The following is a 21,046-nucleotide window of genomic DNA, read 5'->3' on the forward strand; positions in this document are numbered from 1 at the left end:
CACACGTCATCTTGGCCCAGCAACAGCCGACAGTGCACTCTATCGTGTGGTCGACTAAGTGCTGGTGACGCGCTTGTTCATCAGCCGTGAGAGCCACGCGGGCGAGAACCGCGACGCACTGAGAAAGAGCTTCGCCTGCGTTCCGACCGGGTAGTGAACCTTGTGTACGCGTCCGGCGCCGCGTGTGGCCGCCCACAGTTCCTTCGCGACGTCGGTGGCAGTCAGCTTGATACCCAACGATCTGGTGGCTCCGGTGTCCATTCCAGTGACCATCGCGGTCTGGACGAACAACGGCCAGAGCGCGAGAACACGGATGTCGTGCTGTGCCCATTCCAGATCGAGCGCCTCGGTCAGGCCGCGGATCGCGAACTTGGTTGCACCGTACGTCGCCAGTTCGGGCTGGCCGTAGATCGCCGAAGCGGAGCACAGATTGACCACCTGAGCGCCGACGGTATCGCGGAGGTACGGGAAAGCCGTGTGCGTGCCGTTGAGGGTGCCGGTGATGTTGATGTCGACCATTCGGCGATGCGCCGCAAGAGAAATATCCTCGAACCGTCCCGAGGAGAGCACGCCCGCATTGTTGATCAGGATGTCCAGACGCCCGGACTCCCCGGCAAAATCGGCCAGACACTGCGCCCATCCCACCGGATCGGTGACGTCCAGGACACCCGTCACGACGCTGCCACCGAAACCGTCGATCTCGGCCTTCAAGGAGGCAAGGCCGGCGTCGGCGATGTCGAACGCGCCGACGCGGTATCCGTTGCGCGCGAACAACAGCGACGTCTCCCGCCCGATTCCAGCCGCAGCACCGGTGATGAAGACGTTCGGTTCGCTCATCCGGTCAGGCTATCCTGGATGTGGAGGAAATCTGATGAATCACCGTCGCGTCGTACACACCGTGTGTTTCATCGCGGTGGGATATCTGATCGTGCTCGCGGTGTGGCTCGGATGGCTGGTCGATCACACCCCACCCGGCACTCTGCCCTATCAGATCGGCGGACTACTCGCCGCCTTCGGCTCGGTACTCGGATTCGGAATGGCCTGGGCCAATCGACCGACCCGCGCCGAGCGCAAGCTCGAAAAGCACGGCCTCGAAGGGTGGGCACGAATCGACAAGGTCACACCCCTGCGCCGAACCGTCGACGGCGAGTTGGCCAAGCTCGCACTCCGCCTCACGGTTCCAGGTTCCGATTCGTACTCGGGCCGGATCGAGTACGAGATCCGACCCGAGTTCAAAGACAAGATCACTCCCGGATCCACGGTCACCGTCATGGTGGACCCGAAGAACCGAGACCGAATCATGCTGTGCCCGTGAAAAACTAGACGCTCTTCTTGCGTCCCAGCGCCAACATGCCCTCCACCAGCATCAGTTGCGCTCCCGCGTACGACGCCAGGATCACACCCTCGGCAGCGGCGCGGCCGGCGGTCCCACGGATGAACAGTCGACGCACCACGATCAGCCCGTCGGACGCGGTGAAGAGCACTCCGCCCAATCCGAGCCAGGAGCGTCGATCCTTGTTCGGGACGACAACGTCGAGCACGGCCTTGGACTGCGGTGCCAGAGCGGGGTCCGCCGACAACGTCGAGGTGGTTCCCAACATCAATCCGTATCCGGTGAGCGGCGTCGACACGCTCGGTGCCTTGGCACGGAGCAGACCGGACGCCGTCGACCAACCGCTGATGCGGGGTTTGAGGGCAGCACGGGTCGGCCGTGCCCCGCGGCGCAGGAGAAGAGCCGAGTAACTGGCCTGCATCACCGCGAACGACGACGCGCCCTTGATCAGACGAGCATCGTTGTCCGGGTCGATCATGAACACGTCGCCGACGGTCGCAGCGGCGAGGCCGGCGAGAAGCAGTGCGGTATCGGCAGTTTCCGTCTCCGAGCGCTTGCGCAGCACTCGGGCGGCCAGGGCGGGTGCGATCAACGGCTTCGCGATCTGCTGAACCCGCTCGTTACCGACCACTGCCCCGACCACCGTCGCTGCCGTCGCCGCCGCAAAAACTGCGTGCTCGATGCCCCACTTGCCCGCCATCACAATCCTCCTGTTGGTTACACGTCCAACAGCGACCGTACTGGGTCACTCAGGCAGCGTCGCCGGATTTGACGTCCGCGCCGTAGACATCGACGTATTCCTGCCCCGACTGGTCACAGAGCACCGCCATCAATTCGTCCGTCGCCGCGCGCACGACGGCCTGGTAGCCACGAAGTTCGCGGTACCGAGAGAAGTCGATCGGCTCCCCTACCGTGATCCGGACCTTGCTGAAGCGCCACATCCGCGTACCCGGCGGGTTGACTGCGTCGCCGCCGTGCACGACGACGGGAATGACCGGCGCCCCGGTTTCCAAGGCGACACGAATCGCTCCGGTCTTTCCCTTGTACAGGCATCCGTCGGGCGATCGCGTTCCCTCGGGATAGATCCCCCAGACGCCGCCTTTGTCGAGAATTCCGATGGCCGTGTCCAATGCCGCACGGGAGGCATCGGCGCCGCTACGGTCGATCGGCACCTGACCCGCCCCACCGAAGAACCAGCGCTGCATCGCGCCCTTCACACCGGTCCCGGTGAAATATTCACTCTTCGCGACGAAGGTGATGCGTCGGCGCACCATGAGGACCAGGAAGAACGAGTCGACGACTGCCCGATGGTTTCCGGCGAGAATCACCGGCCCTTTCTTGGGGATGTGGTGCTGCCCCTCGATCGTCGGCCGCCCGAACAGCCAGAGGACCGGGCCGATCAGAACGTATTTGAACAACCAATAGAGCACAGGGCATCACCTTTTCCGTCTAGTAGACAGTGTCTACGCCCAGAATAATAGACACTGTCTTCCATGACTGTCAGCAGCCTTCGCGAAACACTCGTCGCCACCGGCGTCGAGATTCTCGATGCCGACGGCGCCACAGAACTGACGCTACGGGAGATCGCGCGTCGTGCGGGCGTGTCGCACGGCGCCCCGCGGAGATACTTTCCGACCCACAACAGCCTGCTTGCCGCAATTGCCTCACACGGCCTGCGCGATCTCACCGAAAGACTCCAACCGACACTTGTCGGCAAACAACCCGCTCGTAGCCGATTGATCTCGGCAGCAATCGAATACGTGTCATTCGCCCAGGAGCGGCCGGCGATGTTCGAGTTGATGTTTCGCCACGACCTCCTCGAAGCCGCCGGCAGCAACCTCCGAGAGTCTTCACTCCCGCTCTTCGCCGCCCTGCAAGCCTTGACCGAAGAGGCCGACGCGTCCGATCCCACCACTTCTGCAGTGACCATCTGGTCCGGAACCCACGGCATCGCAGTGCTGGCGGCAAATCGAAGCCTCGCGCTCGTTGCACCCGGCCTCGACATCGCGGCACTGGTCACCACGAGTGTGACGGACCACCTTCTACGGACTCGTTGATTTACATAGTTACCCTATGCAATAATATTCTTCGTGACAGATGAAGAGCAGCAACTGCACGAACTACTCGTCAACCTCGTGAGCAACACGCACCGCTTCGCGAAGCTGGCAGGTTCTTTCGCGTCCGATCAGTACCCACGCGCCTGGCTGCGCGCGCTCTCACTCCTCGAGGAATACGGCGAAATGCGGATCAGCGATTTCGCTCGACTCGACAGAAGCTCGCAGCCCTCTGCCACTGCCCTACTGCGCAAACTCGGCGAGAACGGTTACGTCGAACGCCGCGCCGACCCGGAGGACGCCCGCGCAGTGCGCGTCGCCATGACCGAGAAGGGTCGAAAGATCCTGAACGACGGCCGAAACGAGATCGCCGACGCTCTAGTCCCCCACTTCGTCGAACTCGGGCCCGAGCAGATCAAGAAACTGGCCGACGGATTGGCCGAATTGCGGTCCATCATCAAGACTTCCGACCCCAGCTGAAATACCCACCACTGAAAAAGGAGGTGGCCGTGAGCAACACGACCGCGACATCAACGCACCAGAACGAGGCTCCGCCGAGCCTCCTGAAACAACCGAAAGCGGTGTGGGCGGTAGCCTTTGCCAGCGTCATCGCCTTCATGGGCATCGGATTGGTCGATCCGATCCTCAAGCCGATCGGCGAACAACTCGACGCCACACCGTCGCAGGTTTCGCTCCTGTTCACCAGCTACATGCTCGTCACCGGCGTGGCCATGCTCATCACCGGTGTGGTGTCCAGCCGCATCGGCGCCAAGAAAACGCTTCTTGTAGGCCTTGCCATCATCATCGTGTTCGCCTCTCTGGCAGGCGCTTCCAGCACCATCGGCCAGATCGTCGGATTCCGTGCCGGCTGGGGACTGGGCAATGCACTCTTCATCGCAACGGCACTGGCGGCCATCGTCGGCGCGGCCAGCGGCGGCGTCGCACGGGCGATCATCCTGTACGAGGCTGCACTGGGCATCGGTATCGCGGTTGGACCGCTGGTCGGCGGCGTTCTCGGTGACATCAGCTGGCGCGCACCGTTCTTCGGCGTCGCAGCCCTGATGGCGGTTGCTTTCATTCTCATCGTCGTGATGCTTCCGAGCGCACCCAAGCCCGAACACCACACATCCATCGCTGCACCGTTCCAGGCGCTGCGGCACCGCGGGCTACTCACCGTTGCCATCACCGCGCTGCTCTACAACTACGGATTCTTCACGCTGCTCGCGTACACACCGTTCCCCCTCGACATGGGGGCGTACCCGATCGGATTCATCTTCTTCGGCTGGGGCCTGATGCTGGCGATCTCGTCGGTTTTCCTCGCTCCTCGCCTGCAACGACGCTTCGGCACACTACCGATGATGATGCTGGCGCTGACACTGTTCGCACTCGACCTCGGCATGATGGCGCTCTTCACCGAGAACAAGATCGTCTTGATCGTGGGTGTCGTCCTCGCCGGGTTGTTCCTCGGTGTGAACAACACACTCATCACCGAAACCGTCATGATCTCGGCTCCCGTGGAACGGTCGACCGCCTCGGCTGCTTACAGCTTCGTTCGATTCGTCGGCGGCGCCGCAGCTCCGTGGGTAGCCGGCAAGCTCGGCGAGTCCAACGTCCACATGCCGTTCTGGGTCGGCGCGGTGCTCACCCTCGCCGCCGTGTTCGTCCTGTCGAGCGGACGCAAGGTCCTCGCACACGTCGACGACCACGATCCCGCGCCGCACAGCGTCGACGAAGCACTCGCCGTCACCGTAGGCGACTGACCCCTGTGAGTGGTTGAGGAGTGCAGGGACCCCTTAACCACTCACGGGGCGTCAGCTCAGGTTCAGATCTTCCAGGCCCAGCAGCGATCGGTACTCGACGCCCTCGGCACCGATAATCGCGTCCGCACCCGTCGCGCGATCGACGACGGTAGCGACTCCGACCACTGTGGCCCCGGCCTCGCGCAGAGCCTTCACTGCTGTCAACGGAGAATTGCCCGTCGTGGTCGTGTCCTCGACAACCAGGACACGCTTGCCCACGATGTCCGGGCCCTCGATCTGACGCTGCATCCCATGAGCCTTCGCAGCCTTGCGAACGACAAACGCGTCGATCGGGCGTCCGGGAGCGTGCATCACCGCCATCGCAACCGGATCGGCGCCCATCGTCAAACCTCCGACGGCGTCGAAATCCCAGTCCGCGACCAGTTCACGCAGCAGCGAGCCGATCAGTGGCGCCGCCTTGTGGTGAAGTGTCGCGCGGCGAAGGTCGACGTAGTAGTCGGCTTCCTTGCCCGAAGACAGCGTCACCTTTCCGTGTACAACAGCCAATTCGCGCACCAGCGCAGCCAAATCCTCACGATCGCTCATGAGTGCTCAGCCTACCGACCACCGCCTTGTGTTCGGCTTCTGCCTCTGGGCTACGTGCGCCTGCTGCCTCTGGGCTACGTGCGCCCGCGGCCTCGTCCGACGATGTTGGTCAACCGGCGAACCAGCCCCTTGGGAACCAGACGCCCAGCCGTCGTGAGGACCTTGTACTGAATTCCCGGAATGCTGATGACCTTGTCGTCACCGAGATCCTTCATCGACGCCGCAACCACCTGGTCGACGCTCAACCACATCGGCTTGGGGATCGTGGACATCTCGATGCCCGCACGCTCGTGGAACTCGGTGCGGATGAAGCCCGGGCACAGCGCCTGAACGCGCACTCCCGTCCCGGCCAACCCGCCGGAAAGCCCTTCGGTGAACGAGATGACATAGGCCTTGCTTGCCGAATACGTCGAACCCCGGCCGGACAGCAGGCCCGCGACGCTCGCCACATTGACAATCGTTCCGTGCGCCGACGCGATCATGCTGGGCAGCGCCGCACGGGTCAGCCGCATCACGGCGGTGACGTTGACGTCGAGTTGAGACTGAAGAAGCGCCGGATCTGCAGTCCAGAACTCGCCGGAGGTACCGAATCCGGCGTTGTTCACCAACACCTCGACGCCCTTCTCCAGACGAAGCGCGACGGTGTCGCGTCCAGCCTCCGATGCGAGATCGGCAACCAGAATCTCCGACTCGGTGCCGAACATCGTCTTCAACTCGGACGCGAGGTCGTGCAATCTGACCTCGTCACGTGCGACGAGAACCAGGTCGTATCCGAGGGAGGCGTATTTCTTGGCGAAACCGGCGCCGAGACCAGAGGTAGGTCCGGTCACCAGGGCAACGGGACGCACAGGGCGATCCGAGTGGGAAGTCGACATACCGGCCACGCTAGTGGTTATCGCGGCTGGACGGGAACCTTAAAGGTCAGTCGACCGGGCGAATTGTGCCCGAGCGCTGCGACGCCGGACGCTGAGCCGGCTTGTCAGCCGCCTCGGGCTTGCGCAGCGATTGGTCCTGACGTGGCGCAGATTCCCGCGGTGCAGGCTCACGCGGTGCAGGCTCACGCGGGGCAAATTCACGCGGCGGAGCTTCACGGGGCGGCTGCTCTTGACGCGAACGGGGCTGTTCTACCGGATCCGGAGTTGGGCGAGACTTCTCGGCGCCCGGCCGCGGGCGGCTCGGATCGTGATCGACCTCGAGTTCGTTGGGATCGGTGACGGGAGGCAGGACATGCAGAATGCCGGACAGGCGCGCAACCGACTCGATTGCAGCGTCCCAATCCCGGCCGTTACTGGTCACCGGAAGCGAACCGAGCGTCCACTGCCCTTCGCTCCACAGCATGCTGATCGACGGCGGAACCGATTCGGTGAACGCCACCATGCGCTGATCACAGACACGACGTGCGATCTCGAGATCGGTCGCGAAGACGACTCGTGAACCGATCGCACCCAGCAGGTTCAGGTCGCCGTCCTTGGGCGGAGCCGTCGATTTCAACCGAAGATCGATGTCGACGTCCGACCCGATCTCGCGGCGAACGGCGACGATGGTTGCGGTCTCTTCCAGGTCGAACAGCACGAACTGCTCTCCGCGACGACGGCCTCGGACGACGTCGGTGGCAGTGAGGTAGTCCTGCTTCGCCATGACCGCGCGATGCCATTCGCCCGCCAGCTGATCGTCAGTGGCCGTGTACGTGTATCCCTGCGCCTTGGCCCAGATCTGACGCACTCGCCCGGATTGATCTCGCCTCGTCCTGTCGACGTACAGGAGCGCACCCGCGCCTGCGAGTGCAATTGCTGCCAGTCCGAACCACATTCCAGTCATCACCCTCCAGGGTAGCGACTCGCGGCCTCAACCTCCCGCGACACCCTGGTGGACTCGCCTGATGTGTCGTGAACGACTCAGTTGCCGAACTTCGGCAACGACGTACTCAGAATCGTGTTGGCGGTCATCGTGCCGTTCTCCACCGGAGTTCCGTCGACGACGATGTTGTCTCCCGGTTGCAGATCGGCAATCGTGGCGCGGTTGAGCGCGATGAGGGTGGTGTCGGCTGTGGTCAGAACCGTCACCTGCGATCCACCGATCGAATCGATGACCAACGTGCCGCCGTCGTTCGACTTGACGGTGCCGACGGCTCCCCCGGCGTCGCCGATGACTTCGCCGAGCCCGCCCGGGAGCTGGCTGAGCGGGGAATCCGTCGTCGGAGTCGGTGCCGTGGTGCTCGCCTTCGGCGGTGTGGTGGTCGGCGCCTGCGTCGTAGTGGTCGGCGGAACGAAAGCGGTCTGGGTTCCCTTGTCGTTCGAACCGAACGCCGAGAACGCGACGATCGCGATCACTGCGACCAGGATCCCGACCACACCGGCAGCCACCCACGTCGCGAGCTTGCGCTTCTTGCCGCCGCCCGACGACCCGTCTTCGATGAACGGCTGTTCCGGCGGAACTCCCCCGCCACCACCGGCAACCGGATATTGCTGTGTATTTCCGTACTGCTGTGTATTCCCGTACTGATCCGGGTTCCCGTACTGCTGGGCCGTGTACGGCGGATAGGCCTGCGTCGCACCCGGCGGCGGGGCCTGCGGATCGAACTGCGGGTTGTAGGCGGGGAAGGCCTGCGTGGGATTCGGCTGCTGCCCCTGCTGCCCCAAGTACTCCGTATTCTGATCCGGGCCACCGTAGGGATACTGCTGCGCCCCCGGAAACTGCCCCGCCCCCGGCTGCTGACCGAAGTACTCCGTCGGCTGGTTCGGATTCTGGCCGGACACCGTCCCGTACTGCTCTGTCGGCTGGTCGGGTGTACGCCCCCAGACCTCGGTGGCCTCGGGATCCTCACGGCGCGGCCCACCCGAGTTACGCGGATCGTTCTGATCGGTCATGCCTGGCTCACCTTCGGTTGGGACGAAAGAGCGTCGAAGTCGTTCGGAGAGGCGCGGGTGCAGACATCCCCGGTTCGAGCATCCAGCCATCCAGGGTAGAACAAAATGCGAATGCCCCGCCGATCCAAGTGGATCGACGGGGCATTCCGCTTACCGAATCAGGAGAGAACCAACTGATCCGCGTCCTCGCTGACACCGACGTGCACGGTGTCGCCGTCCTGGACCTTGCCGGCCAGGAGCAGCTTGGCGAGCTGGTCGCCGATCGACTGCTGAACGAGTCGACGCAGAGGCCGAGCGCCGTACAGCGGGTCGTAGCCGCGCACTGCGAGCCACATCCGAGCTGCACCGTTCACCTCGAGGGTGAGACGACGCGCAGCCAGACGCTTCTGCAACTGCTCGAGCTGGATGTCCACGATGTGTTCCAACTGCTCTTCGGAAAGCGAGTCGAAAACGACCACGTCGTCGAGACGATTGATGAACTCCGGCTTGAACGCGTGGCGTACCGCGTCCATGACCTGCTCCCGCGTGCCACCGGATCCCAGGTTGGAGGTCAGGATCAGGATGGTGTTGCGGAAGTCCACCGTGCGGCCTTGACCGTCGGTGAGTCGGCCTTCGTCGAGCACTGCAAGCAGGACGTCGAACACGTCCGGGTGTGCCTTCTCGACCTCGTCGAAGAGGACCACCGAGTACGGGCGTCGCCGAACTGCTTCGGTGAGCTGGCCGCCGGCTTCGTAACCGACGTAGCCCGGAGGGGCACCGACGAGTCGGGCCACCGAGTGCTTCTCACCGTATTCGCTCATGTCGATACGGATCATCGCGCGCTCGTCGTCGAAGAGGAAGTCCGCCAAGGCTTTGGCGAGCTCCGTCTTACCGACGCCGGTCGGGCCGAGGAACAGGAAGGAACCGGTGGGCCGATTGGGGTCGGCGACACCTGCTCGGGCACGGCGAACCGCATCCGAGACGGCGACGACGGCGTCGGTCTGGCCGACGACGCGCTTGCCGAGTTCGGACTCCATGCGGAGCAGTTTCTCGGTCTCGCCTTCCATCATCCGGCCGGCCGGAATGCCGGTCCAGGCTGCGACCACGTCTGCGACGTCGTCCGGCCCGACCTCTTCCTTGAGCATCACGTCACCGTCGGAGGCGGCTCCGGAAGCGACTGCTGCCTCTTCCAGTTCCTTCTCCAGCGCCGGGATGCGGCCGTAGCGCAACTCGGCTGCCTTGCCCAGATCGCCGTCACGCTCAGCGCGCTCGGACTCTCCTCGCAGGGTTTCGAGCTGTTCCTTCAGCACGCGCACCGAGTCGATGGCCTGCTTTTCGTTCTGCCAGCGGGTGCTGAGCTGATTGAGCTTTTCGCGGTCGTCGGCGAGTTCCTGACGCAGCTTCTCGAGCCGAGCCTTGGACGCGTCGTCGGTTTCCTTCTCGAGTGCCACTTCTTCGATTTCGAGTCGGCGAACAGTGCGTTCCACCTCGTCGATCTCGACGGGTCGCGAGTCAATCTCCATACGAAGTCGCGATGCGGCTTCGTCCACGAGGTCGATGGCCTTGTCCGGCAGGAACCGCGAGGTGATGTACCGGTCCGACAGCGCGGCAGCAGCCACCAACGCGGAGTCGGTGATGCGTACGCCGTGGTGCACCTCGTAGCGCTCCTTGAGACCGCGCAGGATGCCGATGGTGTCCTCGACCGAGGGCTCACCGACGAGCACCTGCTGGAAACGACGCTCGAGTGCTGCGTCCTTCTCGATGTACTTGCGGTACTCCTCGAGCGTGGTGGCACCGACCAGCCGCAGCTCACCGCGGGCGAGCATCGGCTTGATCATGTTGCCTGCGTCCATCGCGGATTCACCGGTGGCGCCGGCGCCGACGATGGTGTGCAACTCGTCGATGAAGGTGATGACCTGTCCGGCACTGTTCTTGATGTCGTCGAGAACTGCCTTGAGGCGTTCCTCGAATTCACCGCGGAACTTGGCACCGGCGACCATGGACCCGAGGTCCAGGGACACGACGGTCTTGCCTCGAAGCGATTCCGGGACGTCACCCGCGACGATGCGTTGGGCAAGGCCCTCCACGATCGCGGTCTTGCCGACGCCGGGCTCACCGATGAGTACCGGGTTGTTCTTGGTACGACGCGAGAGCACCTGCACGACACGGCGAATCTCGGTGTCGCGACCGATCACCGGGTCGAGCTTGCCGCTACGTGCAGCTTCGGTGAGGTCGGTGGAGTACTTTTCCAGCGCTTGGTAGGTGCCTTCAGGCTCCGGGCTGGTGACGCGAGCGCTGCCGCGGACGGTGGTGAAGGCTTCACGCAATGCGTCCTGGGTAGCGCCATGACGTACGAGCAACTGCGCGACGTCGGAGTCGCCGCCGGCCAGTCCGTAGAGGACGTGCTCGGTGGAGACGTATTCGTCGTCCATCTCGGTGGCGAGGTGCTGAGCAGCAGTGAGTGCCGCGAGTGCCTCACGCCCGAGTTGCGGGGTGGAGCTTGCGCCGGTTGTCTTGGGCAGGCGATCGACGATTGCCTGTGCTTCACGGTGTACGACCGTGGGGTCGACGCCTACAGCTTTGAGTAGTGGGGCTGCGATGCCGTCGGTCTGGTCGAGCAATGCGACCAGCAGATGGGCAGGCCGGATATCGGGATTACCCGCCGACGACGCCGACTGCAGTGCAGCCGTCATCGCAGCCTGGGTCTTGGTTGTTGGTGTGAACGAGTCCACTTGTCACCTTTCTGGCGAAGTCGAACGGGAAGAGCCGCGACCGGTTGGTATTGCGACTGTGTCAATATGCTCAACGCGGACAAACTTGAGTCTATTCCGCTCAAGTTTGTTTTCGCCAGGCCGAGTTGGTTTCGTAGGTCACATTTTGAGCCGTACTAGAATTGTGGCGAGAGTTGCAGCTGGTGCGAAAGGGGGATGGATTGGATCCGACAGTGATCGCCCGTCTGCAATCCAGCCTCGATTCTCTGACCGACGACGAAGAGAGCCGTGCGCACTTCTCGGCTGTGTTCTACACCGGCCTCTTTGCGGAACATCCTCTGTACCGCTCATTGTTCCCGGCCGGGATGGAATCGCAGGGGCACCGTTTCTTCAGAGCGATCGAGTTCGTCGTCAAGAACCTTCCCCAGCATCGTCGGATCCGGAAGTTCCTCACCCAACTCGGCCGCGATCATCGCCGCTACGGCGTCGAGCGTGAGCACTACGAGGCTGCCGGTGTTGCACTCGAGCGCGCAGTTCGGTCGATGTACGGAACCAGCGCGCACAGTCGCTACAAGTGGACGCCGGAACTGGAGGACGCCTGGTCTCAGTTCACCGACCTCGTCGTGAGCACGATGGCCGACGGCGCCGAGTCCGATACGACCCCGGCACTCTGGGGCGCAACCGTGGTCAGCCACGAACGAGTCCTCGACGATCTGGCGATAGTGCGCCTCGAAGCCGACCCACCCATTCCGTACGGGGCGGGACAGTACGTCGGCGTTCAGATTCCCCAGCGCCCGAAAATGTGGCGGTACTACTCACCGGCGATTCCGACCAACCCTTTCGGTCAGCTCGAGTTCCACATCCGCAAGGTGTCGGGAGGATGGGTCAGCCCCGCGATCGTCAGCGAGACCAACGTCGGTGACCGCTGGGTCATGTCCACTCCCCTCGGCGGTCTCGAGGTCGATTTCACCAGCGACCGTGACGTTCTCATGATCGGATCCGGCACCGGCATCGCCCCACTGCGGGCACAGGTGATGGAAATGTCCCAACGCGCGCACAATCCGCGCGTGCACCTGTTCGTCGGCGGCCGGTATCCGTGCGACCTCTACGACCTCGAAACGCTCTGGCACATCTCGCTCAGTAATCCGTGGTTGACCGTCGTACCGGTTTCCGAAGAACCCGAAAACCCTTGGTGGCACAACGGACCGGTGCTTGAGCCACCCTTCGGAATGCACAGCCGACTGATCGGACCGATCGGAAAAGTGGTCTCGCAGTTCGGCTCGTGGGCCGACCGTCAGGTGCAGATCTCGGGGTCACCGTCGATGATCAAGACCACCGTCTACGCCTTGCGTGCCGGCGGAACTCCGCTCGACCAGATCCGGCACGACCCGCTCTACTGACTACAGGAGAACTTTCATGGCCCAGCGAACCTGGTCGAGCACAGTCGTCGAACATCACCGTCTCCGTGAGGATCTGGCGGTTGTCCGCTTGGTCGGCGATGTCGTCCCCTTCCGCCCCGGCCAGTACGTCGATGTCAGCGTCCCGCAGAATTCGCGGTTGCTCCGCCGACTCTCCCCCGCCCTGCCTCCCTCACACGACGGGAAGTTGGAGTTTCACGTCAAGACGGTTCCCGGCGGTTGGGTCAGCGGTTCGATAGTCAAGGACACCCAGCCCGGTGACGTCTGGCAGATCCTCGACCCGCGCGGCAACCTGTCCGTCGACGAGAACGGCCCCACCGTCATCATGGTCGCGGGCGGAACCGGCTTGGCCCCACTCCGGTCGATCATTCTCGATCTGGCTCAGACCCCGAACCCGCCGCAGGTGTACCTCTTCTTCGGCGGCCGAACGCTTCGCGATCTCTATGCGGCGGACATGTTGTGGCTACTCGCCGATCAGTTTCCGTGGTTGCAGCCCATTCCCGTCGTCGAAGATCTCTCCGACGGCGGCCCGCCCGACGGGTGGTTCGACCGTTTGAACGTCGACATCGGATTCGGCGACGATCATCTCATCGAAGGCACGCTCGCCGACGTCGTCGCGTCGTACGGTGCGTTCACCGAACATCAGGTCTTGGTGTGCGGATCAGCGGCCATGGTTCGATCGACGCGTGATCGATTGATCGAGGCCGGAACGCCGGCCGAGGTCATTCAGTTCGATCCGTACTGACGGTCAGTACGTCGGATCATTGCGAACGGTGTCGACGTCGATGCTCACCGCGCGAAGCCTGAATTTGGTGCTGTTGACCATGGATTCACTGCCGACGACCTGGATGTCGTAGCCCGCCCAGTCCCCGAACGAGGTCACGACCTTACCGACCTTGCCGACGATGCGCCTGGCCATGCCGATCGGCGGCAGCGGTTCCGGCTCGGTGTGCCACCACGGATTCTCGTCTTCTTCCGAGACCGGGATGATCGTGAGCCACGGGTGCTTCTCGGCCAGCTTCCACAGGTGCGGAAGGTCGTAGAGATCGCACGGATGCTGTCCGGAGTAGAACAGTTGGACCTTGCGAGTGTTGCCGCGTCGGATCAGTTCGAGGATCTGAGCGCGAAGAGGCGCGACACCTGTTCCCGACGCAATCATCAAAAGGTCCTTGGAGTTCTCCGGAATCCCCAGGGCGCCGATGGGCGAACCGACCACCCAGGTGTCACCGACAGCGGTTTGGTTCACCATGACCGGGCTGACCCACCCGCCGGTGACCTGACGGACGTGGAATTCGAGGACTCCGGTCCCGTCGTACGGCGTGGCCGGTGAGAGGTAGCGCCACATCCGCGGCCTCGCGGCGACCTGCACGCTGACGTACTGACCGGCGCGGTAGTCCATCGTCTGGTCGAGTTGCAGCCTGACGACGGCGACGCCCTTGATGACCGGGCGGCATTCGATGACGGTGGCACTCCAGGCGGGCGGGCCGTCCTCCGCGTTGGCGGCGTCCATCATCGCTGCCGAGATGATCGCGAGCGCGTTGCGCCACGCGCTGTCGACCTCGTCTGTCCACATTTCGGCGCCACCGAAAGTCTCGAGTGCTTCGATCAGGGCATTGCCGACTGCCGTGTAATGCTCGTCGGTGACGCCGTACTTGCGGTGATCGCGGCCGAGCTGCGCGAGGTATTCGAGTATCGCGTCGGACTCGTCGAGGCGTTCGACGACGTGAGCGATAGCGCCGACAAGCCGGTCCCGCTGCACATCCATCGCCGCCGGAAAGAACTCCCGCGTTTCGGGCGATCGAGCGAACAGGATCGAATAGAAGGTACGGGCGAGCCGTTCCGGACCATCTTCTACCGCAGCGACGGATTTGAAGCTCGACCGGACCAGAGAGATTGCTTGCGAATCCACGCTCATCCTCGTCCCGACTAGACGCGGCAAGACCCGCCGCGGAATTTCGTCTGCAGCTTATGTCACAAATGTCTGACTCGTAAATCATTCTGGACAAGTGTCACAATGCGACCCCATTTCGCGGTGTGACCGTCCCTTTCTTATTCTTGCGTGCAAGATAAACAAGAGCTTCGACACTCTCAATCGCCGAGCTAACGTTCAGCGAAATCTCAACCAGCCAAACAGGAGTCGTGCCGTGGATTTTGTTCGACAGGACGAATTGCCCACCGATAGCGGGCTTACGTCCCAGATCGCCTCCACCACCCCGACGCTGACCGAGCTTCAACGTCGGGAACTCGAGTGCGTCGAATTTTTCGACTCTCCGGAACTGGGCCACCTCCCGACGTCTCGGCGGCGCGAGGCCTTGCGTGAGCTCCACCGGACCGGCACCTACACGCACACAGCGGAGGAATTGCTCGTCGGCGCCAAACTCGCCTGGCGAAACCACGCCAGGTGCGTCGGTCGCGCGCATTGGCGGACCCTCAAACTCATCGACGCGCGCGATGCCGTCACGGCTTCCGCTCTCGCAGAAGCGTGCTGGGAGCACCTGCGACTGTCGACCAACGGCGGCGCTCTGCAGTCCGTCGTGACGGTCGGGCCGCTTCCCCGCGAGGACGGCCAGGAGTACCGCATCCTCAGCCCGCAACTGATCCGCTACGCCGGCTACCGGCAACCGGACGGCACCATCCTGGGCGACCCGTGGCACGTCGATCTCACCGCTCAGGTCACCGCGATGGGATGGAAGGGCGCCGGCACGGCGTTCGACGTTCTCCCCGTGCTGATTTCGGTTCCCGACGAACCCCTGCAGTACTTCGACGTCCCGACCGACCTCGTTCTCGAGGTCGAGATCGAGCATCCCGAATACAGCTGGTTCGCTGATCTGGGGCTTAAATGGCATGCCGTTCCTGCGGTCTCGGACATGAACCTCGACATCGGCGGAATCGTTTATCCCTGCACACCGTTCAGCGGTTGGTACGTCAGCACCGAGGTCGGTGCACGCAACTTCAGCGACACCGATCGCTACAACATGTTGCCGACCATCGGGGCGATGATGGAGCTCGACATGAGCCACGACCGCACGCTCTGGAAGGACCGTGCACTGGTCGAACTGAACCGTGCAGTTATCCACAGCTACCGCAAGGCCGGCGTCATCATGGTCGACCATCACACTGTCGCAAAGCAATTCATCGATCACATCGCGCGTGAGGACAAGGCCGGGCGCAAGTGCCCGACCGACTGGTCATGGGTGAACCCGCCCATGTCCAGCTCGCTCACGCCGACGTTCCACCGCCTGTACGACGAGCCCGATCTCGACATCCGGCCCAACTTCGTGACAAAAAAGAAGAAGGGCACCGACCAAGGCCGGTGCCCCTTCCACAACTGATCGCACTCAGAAGGGGATCTGCCCCAATCCGACACCGACCACGAGCATCGTGATCGAGATCAGGCCTGCTCGCCACAGGACCTTCTTGTGGTGATCCGCCAGAGAAACACCGGCGAGCGTGACCAGCAGCAGGATCGCCGGGACCAGCGGACTCTGCATGTGCACGGCCTGCCCGGTGATCGAAGCGCGCGCCATCTCCACCGGTTCGATGCCGTACTGGGCTGCCGTCTCGGACAGCACCGGCAGCACACCGAAGTAGAACGCGTCGTTGGTCATGAAGAACGTGAGCGGAATGCTCAGGACGCCCGTGATGACGGCCAGATGCGGGCCCATCGCGTCGGGAATGACCTGGAGCAGCCACTCTGCCATCGCCTCGACCATGCCGGTTCCCTGGAAAACGCCGGTCAGCACCGCTGCTGCCAGGACCATCGCGACAACGGAGACGATGCTCGACGAATGGCGTGCGATTGCTTCGCCCTGATCCTTGACCGCCGGGAAGTTGACCGCGAGAGCGATCGACGACGCAATCATGAACAGCACCGGGATGGGCAGGATGTCCATCACGAGCACGACGAGAAGGATCGTCGTCAGCGCGGCGTTGAACCAGAGCAGCTTCGGTCGCAAGGTGTCCCGCTTGGGGTCGAGGCCGTCGATGAATCGTCCGGTGTCGCCGCCGTCGTCTTCGGAGTCGTTCGAGCCGCCGGTGCCGGCGCTACCGGTGCTGGAACTTCCACCGTTTCCGACCTTTTCGAGGATGCGCTCAGAAGTCAGGACCAAAGTCCCGATCCTGCGACGCTCCATGATCCCGAGGTGAATCGCGAATCCGAGCACCATGATCAGGCCGACGATCAACGACGGCACCATCGGGACGAACACGTCGGAGGGCGAGAGTCCCAGCGCGCTAGCCGCCCGCACGGTCGGGCCACCCCACGGAATGATGTTCATCGTCGCGTTGGACAAGCCGGCGATCACCGTCAGTACAACGGGACTGACACCGAGTTTGAGGTAGAGCGGCAGCAGCGCGGAGGTCACGATGATGAAGGTCGTCGAACCGTCTCCGTCCAGCGAAACCACCATCGCGAGCACCGCGGTGCCGACCACGAGCCGCATCGGATCGTCTCGCACCATCCGCAAGATGAGTTTGACCAGCGGATCGAAGAGGCCGACGTCGATCATGATTCCGAAGAAGATGATCGCGAAGAACAACAGCGCCGCGGTGGGTGCGAGCGACTTGATGCCGTCGGTGATCATGTCGCCGATGCCGAGGCCCGCTCCGGCGAGTAGTCCGAAGGCCACCGGCACCAGGGTCAGTCCCACCACCGGGGTCGCGCGTTTGGTGAGGATCAGGAACATGAACACCGCAACCATGAGGAAGCCGAGTGTGACGAGCATGATGAACTCCTTTTGTGCTGAGTTGCCGAGAAAAACGGCACGGCAAATCGAGCCGGTGGCCTTCGTGGAGATGAAACGAAACTTCGGTTGTGCTCAGTTGGTGCCGGGCGGAACGAGTGTCGCGTCGACGAACCGGGATTGTTCGGCGAGGAAGGCAGAGAACTCGGGTTCGGTGAGAACTGCGCTGTTCCAACCATTTCGGTCGGACAGCTCGTTCCACCGTGGACTTGCCGCCAGATCCCGCACTAAATTCTGTAAATGCTGACGCTGGTCGTCACTCAATCCGGGGGGCGCCATGAGACCCCGCCAGTTGGTGAACGTGACGTCGACGCCCGACTCCGCCATGGTCGGTGCATCCACCGCCGGAGTGCGCTCCGGCGAACTGACCGCAAGGACCCGAACCGTGCCTGCCGCAATCTGATCCAGGTACTCCCCGATACCGGTGGCGGCGACGTCGACCTGCCTGGTCAGCAGCGCCGGAAGCAGTTCTCCGCCGCCGTCGTAGATTCGGTAAGGGGACAGCGACGGATCGACGCCGACCGCCCGTGCGAACAGAAGGCGGAACAGCCCGTCCGGTCCGCCTTCACTCGAACCACCACCGATCGAGATCGACGACGGATCCGCCACCCAGGACTGCGTCAGATCTGCCAGAGTTTTGTAAGGCGAATCTGCTGGGACCAGTACAGCTTCCGGCTCTTCGACCAGTCTCGCGATCGGTGTCACGTCGGAAAGGGTGTGCTCGGACGGCAGTATCTCGAGCGAACCGAGAACGCCGAGTCCCATAACCATGAGTAGATCGGGATTTCCGCGTTCGAGAGCCAACCGGTTGAGTCCGACGATTCCACCCGATCCGGGCAGAACAACGACGTCGGCGTCGACGGTCCCTTCGTCGGCCAGTGCCTGCACCATGGTCCGGGCGGTCAGGTCGTAACCACCACCGGCCACCGAGGGCACCAGTACACGCAGTTCTTCGGAAGTCTCACCCGCTCGACCACCGGCGAAGAAGGACTCGACCGGAGTGCATCCGGTCGAGAGCACGAGAGCCATCGCGCAAGCACCGAGCAGGGCGATATGCCTGCTCAGCCGCTTCGATGTCCTCATGGCCTTGTCCTTATCCTTGTCTGCTGGCTGTCTGCTGGTACCGCTGTGTGAACAGGTTTCATACTGACGCACTTTGTGACTGGGGTCACCATTGGGAAAGCAAATTGATTTGTGCTCATTGTGCTCACGAACAACTGCTTTCCCGGCATCGAACCGAAGGCTAGGGTCTGGCTGGTGTCCTCAGGAAACGAGCAGGCCGAGCGAGAGCGCAAGTCGCCTCTGCGTGAGCGCCTGTTTCGGCGCCGGCACACTCTGGCGACCCAACTTCTCGAACTGCAACTTCTGATCGTCGTCGCAGTTCTCGTGTGTGTCACCGCCCTCTCTCTCGCTCAGTCGTCTGCGAGTTTCCAACGCGAGGAGGGACGTCGCGCACTCTCGGCAGCGGAATCACTCGCAGCCAATCCAGCGGTACGTGAACTACTCCCCCAGGCACAGACTCGTCTCCGCTCCGGACTACAAGGTTCGGTCGACTCGGTGCGCGCCATCTCGGGCGTCACCTACGTCTCGCTTGCCGACGCCGACGGCAGTGTCGTCATTTCGACGCGTCCCGGCGATGTCGGCATCGACGCACGTCAGACACAGGATCGGTCATGGACGGGTTTAGTCGACACGTCCTCAGGCAAGGCAGTGGAAGCGCACGTTCCGATTCTCGGCAGTGAAGGAGGGATCACCGGAACCGCGATCGTCGGCATCGAGTACCCCTCGATCTGGACGCGACTGCTGCAGTCTGCACCGAACCTCCTGGTATACCTCGCGGTGGCCTCGCTTCTCGGGGGCGTCGGTTCGATCCTGTTGGCCCGCAGGGTCAAACGGCAGACCCTCGGCATGGAGGCCCGCGAGATCCTGGACCTGGTTCGCCAACGTGAGGCGATGCTGCGTGGCCTCAAGGAAGGTGTCATCGCATTCGATGCGCAGGGAAAGGTGGTGCTGATGAGCGACAGTGCCCACCAACTCCTCGACATCCCACGCGGGAGTGCCGGTAGATCTGTGCGGGACCTCGGTCTCGACGACCGACTCCAGAGTGTACTGACCTCCGGCACAACCGAATCCGATCAGTTGGTTCTTGTCGGAGATCGACTACTCGTCCTCAACACCGTCTTGATCGAATCGAAAGGCCACACCATCGGGTCGGTCACCACCTTCCGCGACCGCACCGAATTGCGCTCCGTGGAAGAAGAACTCGACGTGACCAAAACCAGCACGGATGCGCTACGCGCCCACATCCACGAGTTCGACAATCAGTTGCACACCATTTCCGGCCTCATCCAGCTCGGCGAGTACGACGAGGTGGTCGGCTACGTCGAGGGCCTGACCATGGAGCGCGCACAGGTCAGTGCGGCCGTGACCGACAAGATCGCCGACGTCGGCACCGCCGCACTCGTGATCGCCAAGATAGGTGCCGCTGCACAGGGATTGGTCACCGTGGAACTGACCTCGGACACGCACCTTGACTCGGTTGATCGCCGACTCGGCCGAGACCTCGTGACGGTGGTCGGAAACCTCGTCGACAATGCCGTCGACGCTGTCGGTGAGATGCCGGAAGCGTCGCGCCGCAAGGTTCGATTGTCGATTCGGGGCCGTGGCACCGCCGTCGAAGTGCGGGTCGAGGACGCCGGCCCCGGTATCGCGCCGGAGAATCGCGACAGGGTTTTCGGCCAGGGCTGGAGCACCAAGGGACAATCGAGCGACGGACACGGTTTCGGCTTGGCACTGGTACGCCTGACGTGTCGTCGACGCGGTGGCGACGTCACCGTGAGCAGTCGTTCGACAGAGGGCATCGAATGGACTGTCTTCACCGCAGTCCTACACGACGGAGAGGGCGCATGATCCGGGTACTGGTGGTCGACGACGACTTCATGGTGGCGAAGGTGCACAGCGGATTCGTCTCACGGATAGACGGTTTCGAAGTGTGTGGCGTTGCCCATTCGGCCGAGGCCGCGCTGGCCGCAGTCGGTGAGCTGCAACCCGACCTGGTGCTTCTCGACGTCCACCTGCCTGGCACCACCGGACTCGATCTGATCGCCCCGTTTCGCGATCTGGCACCGGAGCTGGATGTTCTTGTCATCACGAGTGAGCGTGAGGCCGGCTCGGTCAAGAAGGCGCTGCGCAGCGGCGTCGTGCATTACCTGATGAAGCCATTCACGTTCGAGGTTCTCCGTGAGCGTCTCGAGCGTTACCGATCGACATACGCGAATCTCGACAGCTCCGGCGAAGCAGAACAGACAGCAGTGGACGAGGCCTTCGGTGTTGCAGGTGGCGCACCAGGGACGTCGTCCCACAAAGGTTTGCCCAAGGGACTCAGTCCCGAGACTCTTCGGTTGGTCGAGACAGCTCTGCGAGACGACACCGAACCCGCCTCGGCAACAGACATTTCCGAGAGAGTCGGTATCTCACGCGCGAGCGCGAGGCGCTACCTCGAGTACCTCTACGAGTCCGGGCGGTCCACCACCTCGCTGAAATACGGAGTGGTGGGCCGCCCGGAGCGTCGTTACGTCTGGAAACGCTGACCCTTCG

At 63.1% G+C, this 21,046-nt stretch carries 20 protein-coding genes; 9 read left to right on the forward strand and 11 right to left on the reverse strand.

Features of this window, described 5'->3' with window-relative positions; all coding sequences use genetic code 11:
* Window positions 1-54 precede the first annotated feature (54 nt).
* Window positions 55-837, reverse strand: coding sequence for an SDR family oxidoreductase (locus AC1DVN_RS19730; protein WP_097387716.1), 783 nt, complete (start codon window positions 835-837; stop codon window positions 55-57).
* A gap of 34 nt (window positions 838-871) precedes the next feature.
* Here AC1DVN_RS19730 and AC1DVN_RS19735 point away from each other — a divergent pair, with 34 nt between their 5' ends.
* Entirely contained in the window at window positions 872-1,315 is a 444-nt protein-coding gene (locus AC1DVN_RS19735; protein WP_097387717.1) for a hypothetical protein, read from the forward strand.
* Window positions 1,316-1,319: 4 nt separating this feature from the next.
* On the opposite strand, the gene AC1DVN_RS19740 is transcribed toward AC1DVN_RS19735, so the two are convergent.
* A complete protein-coding gene (locus AC1DVN_RS19740) occupies window positions 1,320-2,033 on the reverse strand; it encodes a lysoplasmalogenase (protein ID WP_021343244.1) in 714 nt (237 codons plus the stop codon).
* Between the two features lie 49 nt (window positions 2,034-2,082).
* The gene (locus tag AC1DVN_RS19745) at window positions 2,083-2,763 is read right to left on the reverse strand and encodes a lysophospholipid acyltransferase family protein (RefSeq protein WP_003944312.1); all 681 of its coding nucleotides are present in this window, start codon (window positions 2,761-2,763) and stop codon (window positions 2,083-2,085) included.
* Between the two features lie 63 nt (window positions 2,764-2,826).
* Between AC1DVN_RS19745 and AC1DVN_RS19750 the strand changes: the two genes are divergently transcribed.
* From AC1DVN_RS19750 to AC1DVN_RS19760, 3 genes are read left to right on the forward strand one after another with little or no spacing between them, the layout of a single operon-like run.
* Entirely contained in the window at window positions 2,827-3,390 is a 564-nt protein-coding gene (locus AC1DVN_RS19750; RefSeq protein WP_097387719.1) for a TetR/AcrR family transcriptional regulator, read from the forward strand.
* A 33-nt stretch (window positions 3,391-3,423) separates the two neighbouring features.
* A complete protein-coding gene (locus tag AC1DVN_RS19755; RefSeq protein ID WP_019749435.1) occupies window positions 3,424-3,867 on the forward strand; it encodes a MarR family winged helix-turn-helix transcriptional regulator in 444 nt (147 codons plus the stop codon).
* Between the two features lie 23 nt (window positions 3,868-3,890).
* Window positions 3,891-5,147, forward strand: a complete 1,257-nt coding sequence (locus tag AC1DVN_RS19760; RefSeq protein ID WP_020906634.1) for an MFS transporter — start codon at window positions 3,891-3,893, stop codon at window positions 5,145-5,147.
* A gap of 51 nt (window positions 5,148-5,198) precedes the next feature.
* Here AC1DVN_RS19760 and pyrE read toward each other — a convergent pair whose 3' ends face one another.
* The 5 genes from pyrE to clpB all read right to left on the reverse strand — a co-directional run bounded on the left by pyrE (window position 5,199) and on the right by clpB (window position 11,310).
* Window positions 5,199-5,732, reverse strand: a complete 534-nt coding sequence (pyrE, locus tag AC1DVN_RS19765; RefSeq protein ID WP_019749433.1) for an orotate phosphoribosyltransferase — start codon at window positions 5,730-5,732, stop codon at window positions 5,199-5,201.
* 74 nt (window positions 5,733-5,806) lie between these two features.
* A complete protein-coding gene (locus tag AC1DVN_RS19770; RefSeq protein WP_029254745.1) occupies window positions 5,807-6,607 on the reverse strand; it encodes an SDR family NAD(P)-dependent oxidoreductase in 801 nt (266 codons plus the stop codon).
* A 46-nt stretch (window positions 6,608-6,653) separates the two neighbouring features.
* A complete protein-coding gene (locus tag AC1DVN_RS19775; protein WP_477994152.1) occupies window positions 6,654-7,541 on the reverse strand; it encodes a hypothetical protein in 888 nt (295 codons plus the stop codon).
* 86 nt (window positions 7,542-7,627) lie between these two features.
* Window positions 7,628-8,599, reverse strand: a complete 972-nt coding sequence (locus AC1DVN_RS19780) for a hypothetical protein (protein WP_029254744.1) — start codon at window positions 8,597-8,599, stop codon at window positions 7,628-7,630.
* Between the two features lie 158 nt (window positions 8,600-8,757).
* Window positions 8,758-11,310: an ATP-dependent chaperone ClpB gene (gene clpB, locus AC1DVN_RS19785; RefSeq protein ID WP_020906630.1), complete on the reverse strand. Its 2,553-nt coding sequence runs from the start codon at window positions 11,308-11,310 to the stop codon at window positions 8,758-8,760.
* 182 nt (window positions 11,311-11,492) lie between these two features.
* Between clpB and AC1DVN_RS19790 the strand changes: the two genes are divergently transcribed.
* Both AC1DVN_RS19790 and AC1DVN_RS19795 read left to right on the forward strand, forming a co-directional pair.
* Complete coding sequence (locus AC1DVN_RS19790) at window positions 11,493-12,689, forward strand: FAD-binding oxidoreductase (protein ID WP_046379818.1); 1,197 nt, start codon at window positions 11,493-11,495, stop codon at window positions 12,687-12,689.
* A gap of 16 nt (window positions 12,690-12,705) precedes the next feature.
* On the forward strand, window positions 12,706-13,452 hold the full coding sequence (locus tag AC1DVN_RS19795) for an FAD-binding oxidoreductase (RefSeq protein WP_003944435.1): 747 nt from the start codon (window positions 12,706-12,708) through the stop codon (window positions 13,450-13,452).
* 3 nt (window positions 13,453-13,455) lie between these two features.
* Here the strand turns inward: AC1DVN_RS19795 and AC1DVN_RS19800 are convergent, their stop codons facing one another.
* Window positions 13,456-14,616 (reverse strand): globin domain-containing protein, encoded by a 1,161-nt coding sequence (locus AC1DVN_RS19800; protein WP_477994143.1) that lies wholly within the window; start codon window positions 14,614-14,616, stop codon window positions 13,456-13,458.
* Window positions 14,617-14,851: 235 nt separating this feature from the next.
* Between AC1DVN_RS19800 and AC1DVN_RS19805 the strand changes: the two genes are divergently transcribed.
* The gene (locus tag AC1DVN_RS19805) at window positions 14,852-16,039 is read left to right on the forward strand and encodes a nitric oxide synthase oxygenase (RefSeq protein ID WP_020906627.1); all 1,188 of its coding nucleotides are present in this window, start codon (window positions 14,852-14,854) and stop codon (window positions 16,037-16,039) included.
* Window positions 16,040-16,045: 6 nt separating this feature from the next.
* Here the strand turns inward: AC1DVN_RS19805 and AC1DVN_RS19810 are convergent, their stop codons facing one another.
* Entirely contained in the window at window positions 16,046-17,431 is a 1,386-nt protein-coding gene (locus AC1DVN_RS19810) for a CitMHS family transporter (RefSeq protein ID WP_003944372.1), read from the reverse strand.
* A 93-nt stretch (window positions 17,432-17,524) separates the two neighbouring features.
* The gene (locus tag AC1DVN_RS19815; RefSeq protein ID WP_472796038.1) at window positions 17,525-18,532 is read right to left on the reverse strand and encodes a Bug family tripartite tricarboxylate transporter substrate binding protein; all 1,008 of its coding nucleotides are present in this window, start codon (window positions 18,530-18,532) and stop codon (window positions 17,525-17,527) included.
* Window positions 18,533-18,706: 174 nt separating this feature from the next.
* Here AC1DVN_RS19815 and AC1DVN_RS19820 point away from each other — a divergent pair, with 174 nt between their 5' ends.
* Window positions 18,707-20,359 (forward strand): sensor histidine kinase, encoded by a 1,653-nt coding sequence (locus AC1DVN_RS19820; RefSeq protein ID WP_477994144.1) that lies wholly within the window; start codon window positions 18,707-18,709, stop codon window positions 20,357-20,359.
* Complete coding sequence (locus tag AC1DVN_RS19825; protein WP_477994145.1) at window positions 20,356-21,039, forward strand: response regulator; 684 nt, start codon at window positions 20,356-20,358, stop codon at window positions 21,037-21,039. Before AC1DVN_RS19820 ends, AC1DVN_RS19825 begins: the two co-directional genes overlap by 4 nt.
* Window positions 21,040-21,046: the final 7 nt, after the last annotated feature.

It is taken from the genome of Rhodococcus sp. P4_E4 (genome assembly GCF_056401575.1).